The sequence below is a fragment of the Streptomyces pseudogriseolus genome (assembly GCA_002154585.1).
Classification (GTDB): domain Bacteria; phylum Actinomycetota; class Actinomycetes; order Streptomycetales; family Streptomycetaceae; genus Streptomyces; species Streptomyces pseudogriseolus.
Genome location: MUNG01000020.1, coordinates 1 through 14,379, shown reverse-complemented (window position 1 = coordinate 14,379; position 14,379 = coordinate 1). Strand labels below are relative to the sequence as shown.

Sequence of the window (14,379 nt, the reverse complement as noted above, 5' to 3'; positions counted from 1 at the left end):
CACCGAGGCCGCCGGCGGACGTCGTTCCGTGTGTCGGGGGAGCCGCTTCGATGGTGGACGAACACCGGGGCCGGTGCGGTGCGGTCCCCGGCCCGTACGTCCGAGGCCCCGGCTGCCACCGGAACCGGCCCTGTCCTTCACATCACCGCTGCGCTTTCATCGTTCCGGGCCGAGGCCGGGTCGGCCCCGCCAGGCGCCACCGCCGAGCACGGCCACCGCTCGTGGGCCCGGTGGACAGCTTGGCACTGCTCGACGGGGAAGCGCGTGCCGGTGTTCCGACGGGCGCTGTCAGACCTCCGGCCGGATCTTGCCGCCGATGTGGGCGAGGCGGATCGCGCGTTCTTCCGGGACCAGGCGGAAGTGGATGCGGCCGGCGCCCGGCGTGAAGCGGGCGTGCAGGTCGAAGGTGCGTGTGTCCCCGTCCAGGTCGGTGAAACGGCATACGCGCTTGCGGGTCTCACCCTCCGGGCTGACCTTGCTCCGCCACTCGGGCTCGGCCATGGCGGTCGGATCCCACGCGGCAACGGCTTCCTCGAGCCGTTCCAGGGCTCGCCGTACGGGCACCACCCAGTGCGGATTCAGGCCGGCGAGCTGGCCCTCGACGCGCGGCAGGAAGGTGAGGTGCGGGTAAAGGTCGGCCCGGCTGTCCCAGATCCGCAGGCCGGTGGTGACGCTCTCCCGGCGCGCCTTCCGGATCCACTCCAGATGTCCGTCGAGATGCGGCTCGGCAGACAGATGCCGGACGTCGACGGTGTCATGCCGCATCTCCAGCGTGCCCTCATCGTCCTCGACGAGTTCGGCGCGCTCCAGCGTGACCTGATCGGTCTGCCAGGGACGGGCCACCGGAAGGCTGACGGCGATGCCGTCCATGAAGTGCGCGGCGCCCAGACCGAGGACGACCTCTCCGTCGTGGCGGTACTCCAGATGGTCGGCGGCATCCTCCGCGGGGAAGACGCTCCGCACGGGAGAGCGGCCTTGTTAAGGCCCGCAGGCGCTGCCAGAGGGCGCGGTTGCGCGGGCTGGCGCCGATCCACTTGTTGACGGGGTAGCCCTCGGCGATCTCCAGCGCCTTGACGTCCACCTCGCTCACGAGGGTCGCGCCTCCCGCGACCGCAGCGGCGCGGACGACGGCCACGAAGTCCGCCATGGCCCGCTCGGCCCGTGCCGGGTCGCAGGCCGTCCCCCAGGACTTCTCGTTGAGAAACAGCAGTGACACGCTTTCCTCCCCCTTATGCCATCCCGCCGCGTTAATCCAGCAGTTGGTCGAGCGAGTTCTCCCACTCGTCGAAGAAGCCCTCGGGCCACTGCTCGAGCATGCCGTCCTTGTCGATGCGCGGGGTGACGACCTCAGTGCCCGCCCCATTGCCGCTGAAGTAGTGGATGACTGTGTCCTGCGGCTGGAGGACGCCCTGTTTCACCGCGATGCGGAGGCCGTTCAGCACGTGGTCGCTGTGCGTCTCGACGATCAGCTGGGCGCCGGTGGCCGCGGCCGCGGACAGCAGTGCCGCCATCCTGCTCTGCCCCTTAGGGTGAAGATGGGCCTCGGGGTTCTCCAGCAGGATCAGGCTCTCGGGCGTCGCGGTGAGGCAGGCGACCACCACGGGCAGAGCGTAGGTGAGACCGAAGCCGACGTTGGTGGGGCGCCTGCGGCGGGTGGCGTTGATGCCTGCGGTGCCGCCGAAGCCGTAGGAGAGGCGGACCGAGTCGGTGCCTTCGATGGGGTCGGTCTCGATGTTGACGCCCGGACACAGCTCCTGCATCCAGGCGATCGTCTGGTCGAGGAGCTGGGGAGACGTGGCGTCGCGATGGCGGAGTGGACCGCCGGGCACCTCCATGGGTACGTCCTGATCTGTGTGGTGACGCAGGTAGTTGACGGTATGTTCACCACGTACGCCGAGGAAGCCCCGCGCGACGGCGATCTGGTGGGAGCGGGGGTAGGTGACCGCCGGGGTGATGCGGTCGGCGTGCAGGTATTGGAACGGCTGCTCAGCGAGGTGCGCGCGGACCGATCCCTCCGCCAGCGGCATGACGTCCCGGTCGGGGTGGCGGATGTCGTACGCGGCGGCCCAGGTCCGCTGCTCGCCGTCCTCCTCGATGACGAAGCCGACGAGCGGCTCGCGGACGGAGGGGAGTTCTTCCACCGGCCCGAAGTCCTCGTGCAGAACGTCCTGCGCGGTTCCCAGGGTCACGAGGTCACCGTTGAGCAGCAGCCCGCCCCCGGCACGTCTGGTCCGGACGAGCATCTGCGTCTCGTATGACTGTCGCAGCAGCCCCAGCGCCTGCAGGACACTGCTCTTGCCCGAGGAATTGAGACCGGTGAGGAGCGTGAGCGGGCCCAGGGTGAGTTCCAGACGCCGGAACGCCTTGAAGTTGATCAGCGTGATGTGGTTGATCACTGCCCGGCCCTGCTCCGTCCTTCGCTGAGCGCCGTCTCCAGGAGCTCCTTGACCGCGTCGAACCGCTTGCGGACCTTCCTGGCGTCACCGGTGCCCACCGAGATGGCACGTTCGAATTCCACGTCCTCCATCAGCTCCGCGAAGGCGTCGAGGACGTCGGTCTGCCCCAGCACCTCGCGCTCGTCGTCGCCGAGGCTCGCGAGATTGACGGCGACCGCCTCGAAAAGCGCTTTGTTGATGGGCGACTTGCGCTGCTGGTTCCGGCGGTACTTCCGGAAGGCGTGGGGGCCGAAGACTTCCTCGGCCGCGAGCATTGCCTTGAGGAACTCGGTCCGCAGCCGGTTCTCCTCCGCGCCGTCGAGACGGTTCACCTGATGCATCGCCTCGGCGAGGAACGCGTCGAAGTCACCGGGCTTGTAAGCGTGCGGGGAGGTCATCCGGAAGGCCAGGAAGCGAAGAACCATCTCCCGGTCGGCCATGCGGTCCCCGACGACGCTGTAACCGGTGGCCCGCCGGAACTCCTCGGTCTCCGCGAGCTCCGCGAGGAGCGTGCGCGCCCGGCCCGAGATGAGCGCGTGCCGGATCTCCTGCCGGGTGAGGGGCTCACCTCCGGTGTTGATGCGTGCGAAGACGTTGAACATCACCGGCTCGGGGGTACCTCGCCGGATGACGTGGACGACGACCTCGGTCTCACGCAGCCGGATCTGGAGTTTCCCGGACAGGTTCGCGAAGCCCGTGCCCTCGAAGTTGCGCAGGTACTCCAGACCCGTCAGTTTCAGCGGGTCGGCACCAACTGCCTCCGGCTCCACGAAACGCGCGATGGACGTGAGGCGCTGAATGCCGTCAACGATGGCCCAACTGCCGTCCTTCTTCTCGGCGGCGTAGAAGGACGGGATGGGAATGCGCAGCAGCAGAGACTCGATGAGCCGGGACTGCTTGCCATCGGTCCAGATGCCCGCCTTGCGTTGGAAGTCCGGGGCGAGGTCGATCATCTCGTTGCGCAGCCGGGACAACAGCAGATCGACGGTCGTCGTCCGGGTGTCGATGTCGATGTGCTCGGGGTCGAAGGGAGAGGTGATCTGCTCGATCACTACATCCTCGGCCTCCTCGCGCTCGATGTCGGTTGGCCGGCCGTCGGTGGTGACCTCCACGGTGAACGAAGGGGACTCAAGCTCCCCGGCATCAGCCGCGGCGTCCTGGTACCGCTCGAACACCGACCGTTGGTCCCGTGTACGCCCCTGGCTCTCCTCCAACGCCACCATGTCCTCTGGTCGCCCTCCCCCTCATGCCGTACGCGATCACCGTGTCCGCTGCGATCGTCCCTCACCCTACCGTCCGTGATCCCGCGGTGACGCCCGATCGATCGAAGCAGCGGGGACGGTGGTTGAGCGGAGCGGCACCGGGCGGTTGGGCTCCTCGCCCCCGGTCTCGGGTTCCCCGGTGGTGGACGACCCGTCGAGGAGAAGCTCTCTGCCCTGGTTCACGAGATCTCGGACGGGCAGATCACGGCCAGGTCGGCAACGCCCGCTGCCGCGAGCAGATCCGGGCCGCTCCCCGCCCGGGAAAAGGAACACCCCGACGATGAGCCCCACGGTCACCGCTGGTCTCGCGGGACTTGACCGCCCGACAGGCGCAGACAACGAGACCCCGTCCAGGCAGGTCCTTCTGAGAGGGACCCGGGAGGTCCGGACGGGGACCGGCGTCGAACGAGCGTCATGAGCTTTCCCGTTCGCCCCGCGGCGCAGGGACAACGCGTCCGCCCTCTCGCACACGCTCACGAAGGTCAATCCCTCTCCCTGGTCCCCCGGCACGCTCCACGCCGCGTACTGCGGGAAACAGGGCGAGCGCATCGGCCCACGCCGACAACCCACCAAAACCGCAGGTCAGGCACCCTTCCCGGCCGGTTCAAGGATCGCGACACACTCAACGTGGTGGGTCATCGGGAACAGGTCGAACACCCGCAGCGTCCGCACCTTGTACCCGCCGTCCCTGAAGTACGCGAGGTCGCGGGCCAGGGCGGCCGGGTCGCAGGCGACGTAGGCGATGCGGCGGGCGCGCAGGGAGGTCAGGTGCTCGACCGTCCTGCGGCCGGCGCCCGCGCGGGGCGGGTCGAGGACGACCAGGTCGACCTCGGTGATGCCGGTGCGGGGCAGCACCGACTCGACCTTGCCCTGCTCGATCCGCACGCGCGGGAACTCCGCCAGGTTGTGCCGGGCGTCCTCCACCGCGCGCTTGCCGGACTCGATGCCCAGCACCGCGCCCTGCTCGCCGACCCGGTCGGCCAGCGCGCCCGCGAACAGGCCCACGCCGCAGTACAGGTCGAGCGCCATGTCGCCCTTGCGCGGCAGCAGGCCCTGCATGACCGCGGTGACGAGGGTGTCGGCGGCCTTCGGGTGGACCTGCCAGAAGCCGCCGTTGCCGACGCGGTGGGTGCGGCCGTCGGCGCGCTCGCGGACGAAGGGTCGGCCGTGCACCCGGTGCACCTGCCCGTTGCGTTCGTCGATGCGCAGCACCGAGACGGGGCGGTCCAGCTCGACCAGCGGCAGGCGGGCGCCGGGCTTCGGCGTGAGGACCACCTGGCGGTCCTGGGAGCCGGTCGCGGCGATCGCCTCGACCGAGTCCATGCCGGTCCAGTCCCGCTTCTCGATGCCCAGCTCGCTGACGCCCTCCGCGGCGATCATGCAGTGGTCGATCGGCTCGACCTCGTGCGAGCGGTGCCGGCGCAGCCCCGCGCGGCCGTCCGCGGTCACCGCGTACTGCACCCGCGTGCGCCAGGACGGGACCTGGCCCGCGGGCACCTTGTCGCCCTCGGCGGGCATCACCGTGCCGTCCCAGCCGGCCTCCTCGGGCGTCAGCCCGGCCAGCCGCTGGAGCTGCTCGGCGACGACCTCGCCCTTGAGCCGCCGCTGCGCGCCCGGCTTGGCGTGCTGCCAGTCGCAGCCGCCGCAGCGGCCGGGACCGGCGAACGGGCAGGGCGCGTCGATGCGGTCCTTGGACGCCTCCAGCACCCTCACCGCGTCGGCGCGCAGGAACCGCGCGCCCTCCTCGCCCTCGGTGACGCGGGCGACGACGCGCTCGCCGGGCAGGGCGTGACGGACGAAGAGGACCTGCCCCTCCGCCGTACGGGCGATGCAGTGGCCGCCGTGGGCGACGGGGCCGATCTCGACCTCGTACTCCTCCCCCACCAGTGATTTCCTCGGTTCAGCCTGCATGGCGGGGTGACTCCACAACATCGGGTACGGGCGGGCGGGCCTGGCGGCCCGGGACAACAGCCCACCAGTCTACGTGCGCGGCGGGGTCTCCTTGGCCCGCTCCGCGGGTCCCCTGCGCGCCGAGCCGGGCGCGGCCCAGTCCTGCCGCCTGCGGGCGCGCAGCTTGGCGGCCTCGGAGGACTCCAGCTGGTACGGCACCGAGGTGACCATCACACCCGGTGTGAACAGCAGCCGGCCCTTGAGCCGCAGGGCGCTCTGGTTGTGCAGGAGGTGCTCGTACCAGTGGCCGACCACGTATTCGGGGATGATCACGGACACCACGTCCCGCGGCGACTGCGCGCGCAGGCTCTTCACGTACTCGATCACCGGACGGGTGACCTCCCGGTACGGGGAGTCGAGCACCTTCAGGGGGACGTCGATGCCGCGCCGCTCCCACTCCTCGCGCAGCGCCTTGGTCTCATCGGCGTCCACGTTGACGCTGAGCGCCTCCAGGGTGTCGGAGCGCAGCAGCTTGGCGTAGGCGAGGGCACGCAGGGTGGGGCGGTGCACCTTGGAGATCAGGACGACGGAGTGGACGCGGGACGGCCGTACGGTGTCCTCGCTCGGGGTGTCCGGCGCGGCGATCTCCTCGGCGACCCGGTCGTAGTGGCGGCGGATCGCGGTCATGGTCGCGTAGAAGATGCACATGCCGAGCAGCGCGACCCAGGCGCCGTGGGTGAACTTGGTGAGCAGCACGACGACGAGCACCAGGCCGGTGAAGAAGGCGCCGAAGGCGTTGATGGCCCGGGAGCGGATCATGTGGCGGCGTGCGGCCGGGTCCTTCTCGACGGCGAGCAGCCGGTTCCAGTGCCGGACCATGCCGGTCTGGCTGAGGGTGAAGGACACGAACACGCCGACGATGTACAGCTGGATCAGCCGGGTCGAGTCGGCGCCGTAGATCACCACGAGCAGCGCGGCGGCGCCCGCCAGCAGCACGATGCCGTTGGAGAAGGCGAGGCGGTCGCCGCGGGTGTGCAGCTGGCGGGGGAGGTAGCGGTCCTGGGCGAGGATCGCGCCGAGCAGCGGAAAGCCGTTGTAGGCGGTGTTCGCGGCGAGGAACAGCACCAGCGCGGTGGCGGCGGCGAGGACGACGAACAGGAAGCTGCCGTGTCCGAAGACGGCCTCCGCGACCTGGGAGATCACCGGGTCCTGCACGTAGTCGGAGCCGAGGGGGACGCCGTCGTGGACCAGGTCCTTGGCGGGGTTCTCGGCCATGCGGACGTCGGTGGCGGCGGCCAGCGCGATGATCCCGCAGAACATGGTGACGGCGAGCAGGCCCATCAGGGCGAGGGTGGTCGCCGCGTTCCGCGACTTCGGCTTGCGGAAGCCGGGCACGCCGTTGGAGATCGCCTCGACGCCGGTGAGCGCGGCGCAGCCGGAGGAGAAGGCGCGCAGCAGCAGGAAGACGAGGGCGAAGCCGGCCAGTCCCGGATGCTCGGGTTTGATCTCGAAGTCGGCGGTCGGCGCGCGCATGTCGTCGCCGAGGACGACCCCGCGGAAGGCGCCCCACGCGATCATCAGGAAGACGCCGGCGACGAAGACATAGGTGGGGATCGCGAAGAGCGTGCCGGACTCCCGGACCCCGCGCAGGTTCATCAGCGTCAGCAGCACGATCACGCCGATCGCGCAGGCCACCTTGTTCTCGACGACGAAGGGGATCGCCGAGCCGAGGTTCTCGATGCCGGAGGAGATCGACACGGCCACGGTGAGGACGTAGTCGACGAGCAGGGCGCTCGCGACCGTCAGGCCGGCCTTCGGACCGAGGTTGGTGGTGGCCACCTCGTAGTCGCCGCCGCCGCTGGGGTACGCGTGCACGTTCTGCCGGTAGGAGGCGACCACGGTGAACATCAGCACGACGACCGCGACGGCGATCCAGGGGCTGAAGTGGTACGCCGACAGGCCCGCGATGGACAGGACCAGCAGCACCTCGCCGGGCGCGTACGCCACGGAGGACAGCGGGTCGGAGGCGAAGACGGGGAGTGCGACGCGCTTCGGCAGGAGCGTTTCGCCCAGCCGGTCGCTGCGTAGGGCGCGCCCGATGAGGATGCGTTTGGGCACGTCGGTCAGTTTGGACACAAGTGAGGATCGTAGGCCGTGCGGCGACGAGTGGCGCACCCGCCACCCCAGATCCATACGGCATCCATACGGCCGCTGCCCTCCGGGTGAAAACTCGGCCGGCCGGGTGCGTACTGCGCAGGTCGGGGGATTCCCATGCCTGTACGACCACATGCCCGGCCGTTGTCGCCACGCCTCGTGGAGGGTTCCATGCACACGACCGCAGAACTGATCGGAGCGGCGGCCGGCCTCGTCGTCCTCGGCGTCCTGGCGATCGCCAGCGTGCGCAGTATCACTCGCCGCTAGGGGGCGGGCGCCTCTGCGGCACGCGGCGGTTCGGGCACGGTCGGGTGCGGGCCGTCGGGGGTTGCTCGCGCATTTCCCCGCGCCCCTGTGGGGCGCGTTCACCGCAGCACCCGTAGGGGCGCGGGGCACCGCGGGTCCGGGGCCCGGCTCACGGAACAACCCCGCCGGGCCCGCGTACCGTCGGTTACGGCGGGCAGTGGCGCCCCCGAGGGGCGTCAGGGGCGGCGGACCCCGGCATGATGTTGCCTGGCGGCCGCCAACCGGCCGCGACGTGTTGCCTGGCGAGCCGAAAGAGAGACATGAGCACGAAGGTCATGAAGGTCGCACGGCCTGCAGGAAGCGCGGTGTAACGCGATGCATATTGTCATCATGGGCTGCGGCAGGGTGGGTTCCGCCCTGGCCCAGGCCCTGGAGGAACAAGGGCACACGATCGCCGTGATCGACCAGGACCCGACCGCGTTCCGCCGGCTGGGCTCCTCGTTCGGCGGCCGCCGGGTCACGGGGGTCGGCTTCGACCAGGACACCCTGCGCGAGGCCGGCATCGAGGACGCCGGCGCCTTCGCCGCCGTGTCCAGCGGCGACAACTCCAACATCATCGCCGCCCGGGTGGCCCGCGAGATGTTCGGCATCGAGAACGTCGCGGCCCGCATCTACGACCCCCGCCGCGCGGAGGTCTACCAGCGCCTGGGCATCCCCACCGTGGCCACGGTCCGCTGGACGGCCGACCAGATGCTGCGCCGGCTGCTCCCCTCGGGCGCGGAGCCGCTGTGGCGCGACCCCACCGGCGGGGTCCAGCTCGCCGAGGTGCACACCTCCGCGGCATGGGTGGGGCACCGCATCTCCCGGCTCCAGGACGAGACGGGCGTGCGGGTGGCGTTCCTCACCCGGCTCGGGGAGGCCATCCTGCCCAGCTCGCAGACGGTGTTGCAGGAGGGTGACCTGGTGCACGTGATGATGCGCACGGACGAGATCGACCGGGTCGAGGCGGCCTTCGCCAAGGGACCCGAAGAGGAGGGCGGTCGCTCATGAGGGTCGCCATTGCCGGAGCCGGCGCGGTCGGCCGCTCGATCGCGGGCGAGCTGCTGGAGAACGGCCACGAGGTCCTGCTGATCGACAAGGCGCCGACCGCGATCTCGGTGGAGCGCGTCCCGCAGGCGGAGTGGCTGCTCGCCGACGCCTGCGAGATCACGTCCCTGGACGAGGCGGCGCTCCAGCGCTGCAACGTCGTCATCGCCGCGACCGGCGACGACAAGGTCAACCTGGTCGTGTCGCTGCTCGCCAAGACCGAGTACGGCGTGCCCCGCGTCGTCGCCCGGGTGAACAACCCGAAGAACGAGTGGCTGTTCAACGAGTCCTGGGGCGTGGACGTCGCCGTCTCCACCCCGCGTCTGATGTCGGCGCTGGTGGAGGAGGCGGTCAGCGTCGGCGATCTGGTCCGGCTGCTGCGCTTCAGCCACGGCGACGCCAACCTGGTGGAGCTGACCCTGCCGGAGGAGTCGGCGCTGGCCGGCACCCAGGTCGGGGACGTGCAGTGGCCGCAGGACACCTCACTGGTCACGATCATCCGCGGCACGCGGGTGCTGACCCCGACCCGCGAGGACTCCCTGGAGGCCGGCGACGAACTGCTCTTCGTGGCCGCGCAGGCCCGTGAGGAACAGCTGGAGGACCTGCTCTCGGTCCGCAAGGAGTCGTAGCGGCCCCCGGCGGTCGCGGTGCCGGTGGCCGTACGCCGGCACACGTGAGGGGCGCCCGGAGTGATCCGGGCGCCCCTCATGGCGTACGGGACACTCAGCGGCGGCGGTGCCGGCCCGCCGGCGCGCCCTCGCTCTCCGTCTCGGCGGCGGCCTTCCGCTCCTCATCGGCCCGCTCCTGCGCCTCCATCTCGGCGAAGACGTCGATCGGCGGCGGGGCCTTCGCCAGGAACACCCAGGTCAGGTAGACGGCGAGCAGGAACGGCGGGATCTTCAGCGCCACCAGCACCCAGCCGAGCTGGGTGGTGTCCGCCCACCAGTACAGCGGGAAGAGGATCGCGCACTTGGCGAGCAGGATCAGGCCCCAGGCCCAGCTGGCCTTGGTGTACGCCTTCTTGCGGCCCGGGTTCCTGGTGCGCCAGGAGAGGTTCTCCTTGAACACCGGGCCCAGCATCAGGCCGATCAGCGGCACGCCCGCCAGCGCCGTGACGATGTACGCCAGGGCCAGGCCGAGGGTGTAGAGCATGCCCGGCAGGTAGAAGTCCTTGGCGTTGCCGGTCATCATCGCGAAGACGACACCGAAGCCGACGCCGAAGACGCCGCTGAAGGCGTGCTTGACGGTGTCCCTGCGGACCAGCCGGACCACGACCATGACCAGCGCCACACCGAGCGCGGCGAGCGCCGACATGTGCAGGTTCTTGTTGACCGTGTAGATGCTGACGAAGAGCAGCCCCGGCAGCACCGTCTCGACCATGCCCCGGACACCGCCGAACGCCTCGAACAGGGCGGCTTCCGTCACCGCCCGGGCGTCTTCCGCGGACGTGCCGTCCGCGGATGTCTCTTCGGTTGTCGGCTTGTCGAGCGACGTCACCGGCTACTCCCGTCCGAGGGGTCTCAGTTCGTATTTCGGATTGAACAGCACCCGGCGGCCACGGGTCATGGCGATCCGGCCCGATGCGATCAGCTTGCGCCCCGGCTCTATCCCCACGATGGAGCGCCTGCCGAGCCACACCACGTCCAGCGCGGCGGTTCCGTCGAACAGCTCGGCCTCCAGGGCGGGCACTCCCGCGCGCGGCCGCAGCGTGACCGTGCGCAAGGTACCAGTCACCGTAACGATCTCACGGTCCTGGCAGTCACCTATCCGCGTGCATCCGGCAGTCGCGGTGTCCTCGCGCAGCTCCTCCGACTCCAGGTCCTCCTGCGAGGACGAGAGCCGGTCGAGCATGCGCCGGAACCGGCCTGCCGGCTTCTCGGACCGAGGAACAGCACTCATATCTGAAGCGTACCGGGGTGCGCCGAGGGTTACGTACCCCCTGCCGCGCCGGTCAGAACGGCCCTCGGTCACTTCTCGAAGCGGTAGCCCATGCCGGGCTCGGTGATGAGGTGTCTCGGGCGGGACGGGTCCGCCTCCAGCTTGCGGCGCAGCTGCGCCATGTAGACGCGCAGGTAGTTGGTCTCCGTCCCGTAGGACGGGCCCCACACCTCCCGCAGCAGCTGTCTCTGCCCCACCAGCCGGCCGCCGCCGCGCACCAGGACCTCCAGCAGGTGCCACTCGGTGGGCGTCAGCCGGACGTCCCGGCCGTCGCGGTGCACCTTCTTGGCGGCCAGGTCGACGGTGAACGTCTCGGTCTCCACGACCAGGTCTCCCCCGTCGGCGGGCTCCGCGCGGCGCACGGCGGCCCGCAGGCGGGCCAGCAGCTCGTCCATGCCGAAGGGCTTGGTGACGTAGTCGTCGGCCCCGGCGTCCAGCGCCTGGACCTTCTCGCCGGAGGCGTGCCGCGCGGACAGCACCAGGATCGGCACCCGGCTCCACTCGCGCAGCCGCCGGATGACGTCGACGCCGTCCATGTCGGGCAGGCCCAGGTCGAGGACGACCACGTCCGGGTGGCGGGCGGCGGCGCGCAGGGCGCCCGCCCCGTCCTCCGCGGAGTCGACCTCGTACTGCCGGGCCCTGAGGTTGATCACCAGGGCCCGCACGATGGACGGGTCGTCGTCGACCACCAGGACGCGGGTCATGGAACTCGCCTTTCGTTCCGGGCGGCGACGGGGGCGCGCGGGCCGTCGTGGGCGCCGTCGTGCGGGCCGTCCTCGGGCCGGGTGGCCACCGCGTGCAGGGTGAGGGTCATGGTGAGGCCGCCGCCGGGGGTGTCGTCGGCGTTGAGGGTGCCGCCCATGGCCTCGGTGAAGCCGCGGGCGACCGCCAGGCCCAGGCCGACGCCCGCGCCGCGCGGGGCGTCCCCGTGCCGCTGGAACGGCGCGAAGATGCGTTCCTTCGCCTCGTCGGGGACGCCGGGGCCGCGGTCGACGACCCGCACCTCGACCCGGTCGGCGAGGGCGCTGGCGGCGACCAGCACCCTCTCCCCCGGCGGGCTGTACTTCACGGCGTTCTCGATCACGTTGGCCATGGCCCGCTCCAGCAATCCGGGGTCGGCGTCGACCATGGGCAGGGTCTCGGGGACGTCCAGGGCGACGCTGTCCTCGGGCACCCCGCCGAGGGCGCGCGGCACCACCTCGTCCAGGTCGGTGCCGCGGATCAGCGGGGTGACCGTCCCGGTGTTCAGGCGGGACATGTCGAGCAGGTTGCCCACCAGGTGGTCCAGGCGGTCCGCGCCGTCCTCGATGCCCTCCAGCAGCTCGGCGCGGTCCTCGTCGGACCATTCGACGTCCTCGGAGCGCAGCGAGGAGACGGCCGCCTTGATCCCGGCCAGCGGGGTGCGCAGGTCGTGGCTGACGGCGGCGAGGAGCGCGGTGCGGATGCGGTTGCCCTCGGCGAGGGCGAGGGCGCGGTCGGCCTGTTCGCGCAGCCGGCGGCGGTCCAGGACCACGGCGGCCTGCGCGGCGAACGCGGCCAGCACCCTGCGGTCCTCGGCGGGCGGCACCCGGCCGGTCAGCGCCAGCGCCATGTGGTCCCCGACGGGCACCTCGACGTCGGCGTCCTCGGGCCGTTCGACCGGGCGGCTTCGGCCCACCCGGCCCGCGCAGGTCCAGGGCTCGACGTCCCCGGCCCGCTCCAGCAGCGCGGCGGACTCCATGCCGAAGGTCTCCCGGACCCGCTCCAGCAGGTCCTCCAGGCCGGTCTCGCCGCGCAGCACGTTGCCCGCGAGGAACGACAGTATCTCCGACTCGGCGCGCAGCCGGGCCGCCTGCTGGGTGCGCCGGGCGGCGAGGTCGACCACGGACGCCACGGACGCGCCGACCGCGACGAACACGACGATGGCGACGATGTTCCGCGGGTCGGCGACGGTCCAGGTGTGCAGGGGCGGGGTGAAGAGGAAGTTCAGCAGCAGGGAGCCGACCGCCGCCGAGGCGAGGGCCGGGGCCAGCCCGCCGAGGAGCGCCGCGGCCACCGTCACCGCCAGGAACATCAGCATGTCGATGGCGAGCCCCGGGTCGAAGGCGTTGAGCAGCACCGCCAGGAGCACGGGCCCCGCGGTGCCGGCCGCCCATCCCCAGGCGAGCCGCAGCCGGCCCAGCGGCGCGCCCCGGGTGACGGGCAGTCCGCGGCCCTTGGCGGCCTCCTCGTGGGTGACGATGTGCACGTCCAGGTCGGGCCCGCAGTCGCGGGCGACGGTCGCGCCGACGCCGGGGCCGAGGACGTACTGCCAGGCGCGGCGGCGGGAGGAGCCCAGCACGATCTGGGTGGCGTTGGCGCCGCGCGCGAAGTCGAGCAGGGCGGCGGGGATGTCGTCGCCGACGACGTGGTGGAAGCTGCCGCCGAGGTCCTCCACGAGGGTGCGCTGGGCGGCCAGCTCGCCGGGCGAGGCGGAGGTGAGGCCGTCGCTGCGGGAGATGTACACGGCGAGCAGCTGCCCGCCCGCGCCCTTCTCGGCGAGCCGTGCGGCCCGCCGGATGAGGGTGCGGCCCTCGGGTCCGCCGGTCAGCCCGACGACGATCCGCTCGCGCGAGCCCCAGATCGCGGAGACCGCGTGTTCGCTGCGGTAGCGCTGGAGGTGGGCGTCGACCCGGTCGGCGACCCACAGCAGGGCGAGTTCCCGCAGGGCGGCGAGGTTGCCGGGCCGGAAGTAGCTGGAGAGGGCCGCGTCGACCTGGTCGGGCTGGTGGATGTTGCCGTGCGCCATGCGGCGGCGCAGCGCCTCGGGCGTCATGTCGACCAGCTCGACCTGGTCGGCGCGGCGCACCACCTCGTCCGGCACGGTCTCCCGCTCCCGTACGCCGGTGATGGACTCCACGGTGTCGCCGAGGGACTCCAGGTGCTGGATGCCGACGGTGGACAGCACGTCGATCCCGGCGGCCAGCAGCTCCTCCACGTCCTGCCAGCGCTTGGCGTTGCGCGAGCCGGGCGCGTTGGTGTGGGCGAGCTCGTCGACGAGGGCGACGCGGGGACGGCGGGCGAGGACGGCGTCGAGGTCCATCTCGGCCGTGGTCACCCCGCCCCGCTCCGGCGTCCGGTACGGGACCTGCTCCAGCCCGGTGAGCAGGGCCTCGGTGCGGGGTCTGCCGTGCGTCTCGACGAAGGCGACGACGCAGTCGGTGCCCCGTTCGGCGCGGCGGTGCGCCTCGGCGAGCATCGCGTAGGTCTTGCCCACGCCCGGCGCCGCGCCGAGGTGGATCCGAAGCTTGCCGCGTCCCATGGCCCCATTGTCTTCCGGTCGTGCTCCTGGCGGAGTCGACCTTAGGCCGCCGTGCGGGGTGGCCGGGCGGCGGCCTAAGGTCGACTCC

General features: G+C 71.5%; 11 protein-coding genes. 2 read left to right on the top strand and 9 right to left on the bottom strand.

Annotated features, from left to right (window positions below; all coding sequences use genetic code 11):
• Positions 1 to 288: 288 nt before the first annotated feature.
• The 5 genes from CCN29_RS02710 to CCN29_RS02690 form a co-directional block, all read right to left on the bottom strand.
• Entirely contained in the window at positions 289 to 963 is a 675-nt protein-coding gene (locus tag CCN29_RS02710; protein ID WP_086679891.1) for a hypothetical protein, read from the bottom strand.
• 284 nt (positions 964 to 1,247) lie between these two features.
• On the bottom strand, positions 1,248 to 2,396 hold the full coding sequence (locus CCN29_RS02705) for an AAA family ATPase (protein ID WP_006136371.1): 1,149 nt from the start codon (positions 2,394 to 2,396) through the stop codon (positions 1,248 to 1,250).
• Positions 2,393 to 3,658: a DUF262 domain-containing protein gene (locus CCN29_RS02700; RefSeq protein WP_006136372.1), complete on the bottom strand. Its 1,266-nt coding sequence runs from the start codon at positions 3,656 to 3,658 to the stop codon at positions 2,393 to 2,395. The genes CCN29_RS02705 and CCN29_RS02700 overlap by 4 nt, the downstream gene beginning before the upstream one ends.
• A gap of 621 nt (positions 3,659 to 4,279) precedes the next feature.
• Complete coding sequence (locus CCN29_RS02695; protein ID WP_086679889.1) at positions 4,280 to 5,608, bottom strand: class I SAM-dependent RNA methyltransferase; 1,329 nt, start codon at positions 5,606 to 5,608, stop codon at positions 4,280 to 4,282.
• A 69-nt stretch (positions 5,609 to 5,677) separates the two neighbouring features.
• Positions 5,678 to 7,723, bottom strand: a complete 2,046-nt coding sequence (locus tag CCN29_RS02690; protein WP_086679888.1) for an APC family permease — start codon at positions 7,721 to 7,723, stop codon at positions 5,678 to 5,680.
• Between the two features lie 639 nt (positions 7,724 to 8,362).
• Between CCN29_RS02690 and CCN29_RS02685 the strand changes: the two genes are divergently transcribed.
• Positions 8,363 to 9,037 (top strand): potassium channel family protein, encoded by a 675-nt coding sequence (locus CCN29_RS02685; protein WP_006136375.1) that lies wholly within the window; start codon positions 8,363 to 8,365, stop codon positions 9,035 to 9,037.
• The gene (locus tag CCN29_RS02680; protein WP_006136376.1) at positions 9,034 to 9,702 is read left to right on the top strand and encodes a potassium channel family protein; all 669 of its coding nucleotides are present in this window, start codon (positions 9,034 to 9,036) and stop codon (positions 9,700 to 9,702) included. The genes CCN29_RS02685 and CCN29_RS02680 overlap by 4 nt, the downstream gene beginning before the upstream one ends.
• 94 nt (positions 9,703 to 9,796) lie before the next feature.
• On the opposite strand, the gene CCN29_RS02675 is transcribed toward CCN29_RS02680, so the two are convergent.
• The 4 genes from CCN29_RS02675 to CCN29_RS02660 all read right to left on the bottom strand — a co-directional run bounded on the left by CCN29_RS02675 (position 9,797) and on the right by CCN29_RS02660 (position 14,291).
• Positions 9,797 to 10,570: a DUF3159 domain-containing protein gene (locus CCN29_RS02675; RefSeq protein WP_086679885.1), complete on the bottom strand. Its 774-nt coding sequence runs from the start codon at positions 10,568 to 10,570 to the stop codon at positions 9,797 to 9,799.
• A gap of 3 nt (positions 10,571 to 10,573) precedes the next feature.
• A complete protein-coding gene (locus CCN29_RS02670) occupies positions 10,574 to 10,972 on the bottom strand; it encodes an OB-fold nucleic acid binding domain-containing protein (protein WP_078592391.1) in 399 nt (132 codons plus the stop codon).
• 68 nt (positions 10,973 to 11,040) lie between these two features.
• Positions 11,041 to 11,715 carry a response regulator gene (locus tag CCN29_RS02665; RefSeq protein ID WP_006136379.1) on the bottom strand — a complete coding sequence of 225 codons (675 nt, stop codon included), beginning with the start codon at positions 11,713 to 11,715 and terminating at the stop codon, positions 11,041 to 11,043.
• Positions 11,712 to 14,291 (bottom strand): ATP-binding protein, encoded by a 2,580-nt coding sequence (locus CCN29_RS02660; RefSeq protein WP_086679883.1) that lies wholly within the window; start codon positions 14,289 to 14,291, stop codon positions 11,712 to 11,714. Before CCN29_RS02660 ends, CCN29_RS02665 begins: the two co-directional genes overlap by 4 nt.
• Between the last annotated feature and the right edge of the window lie 88 nt (positions 14,292 to 14,379).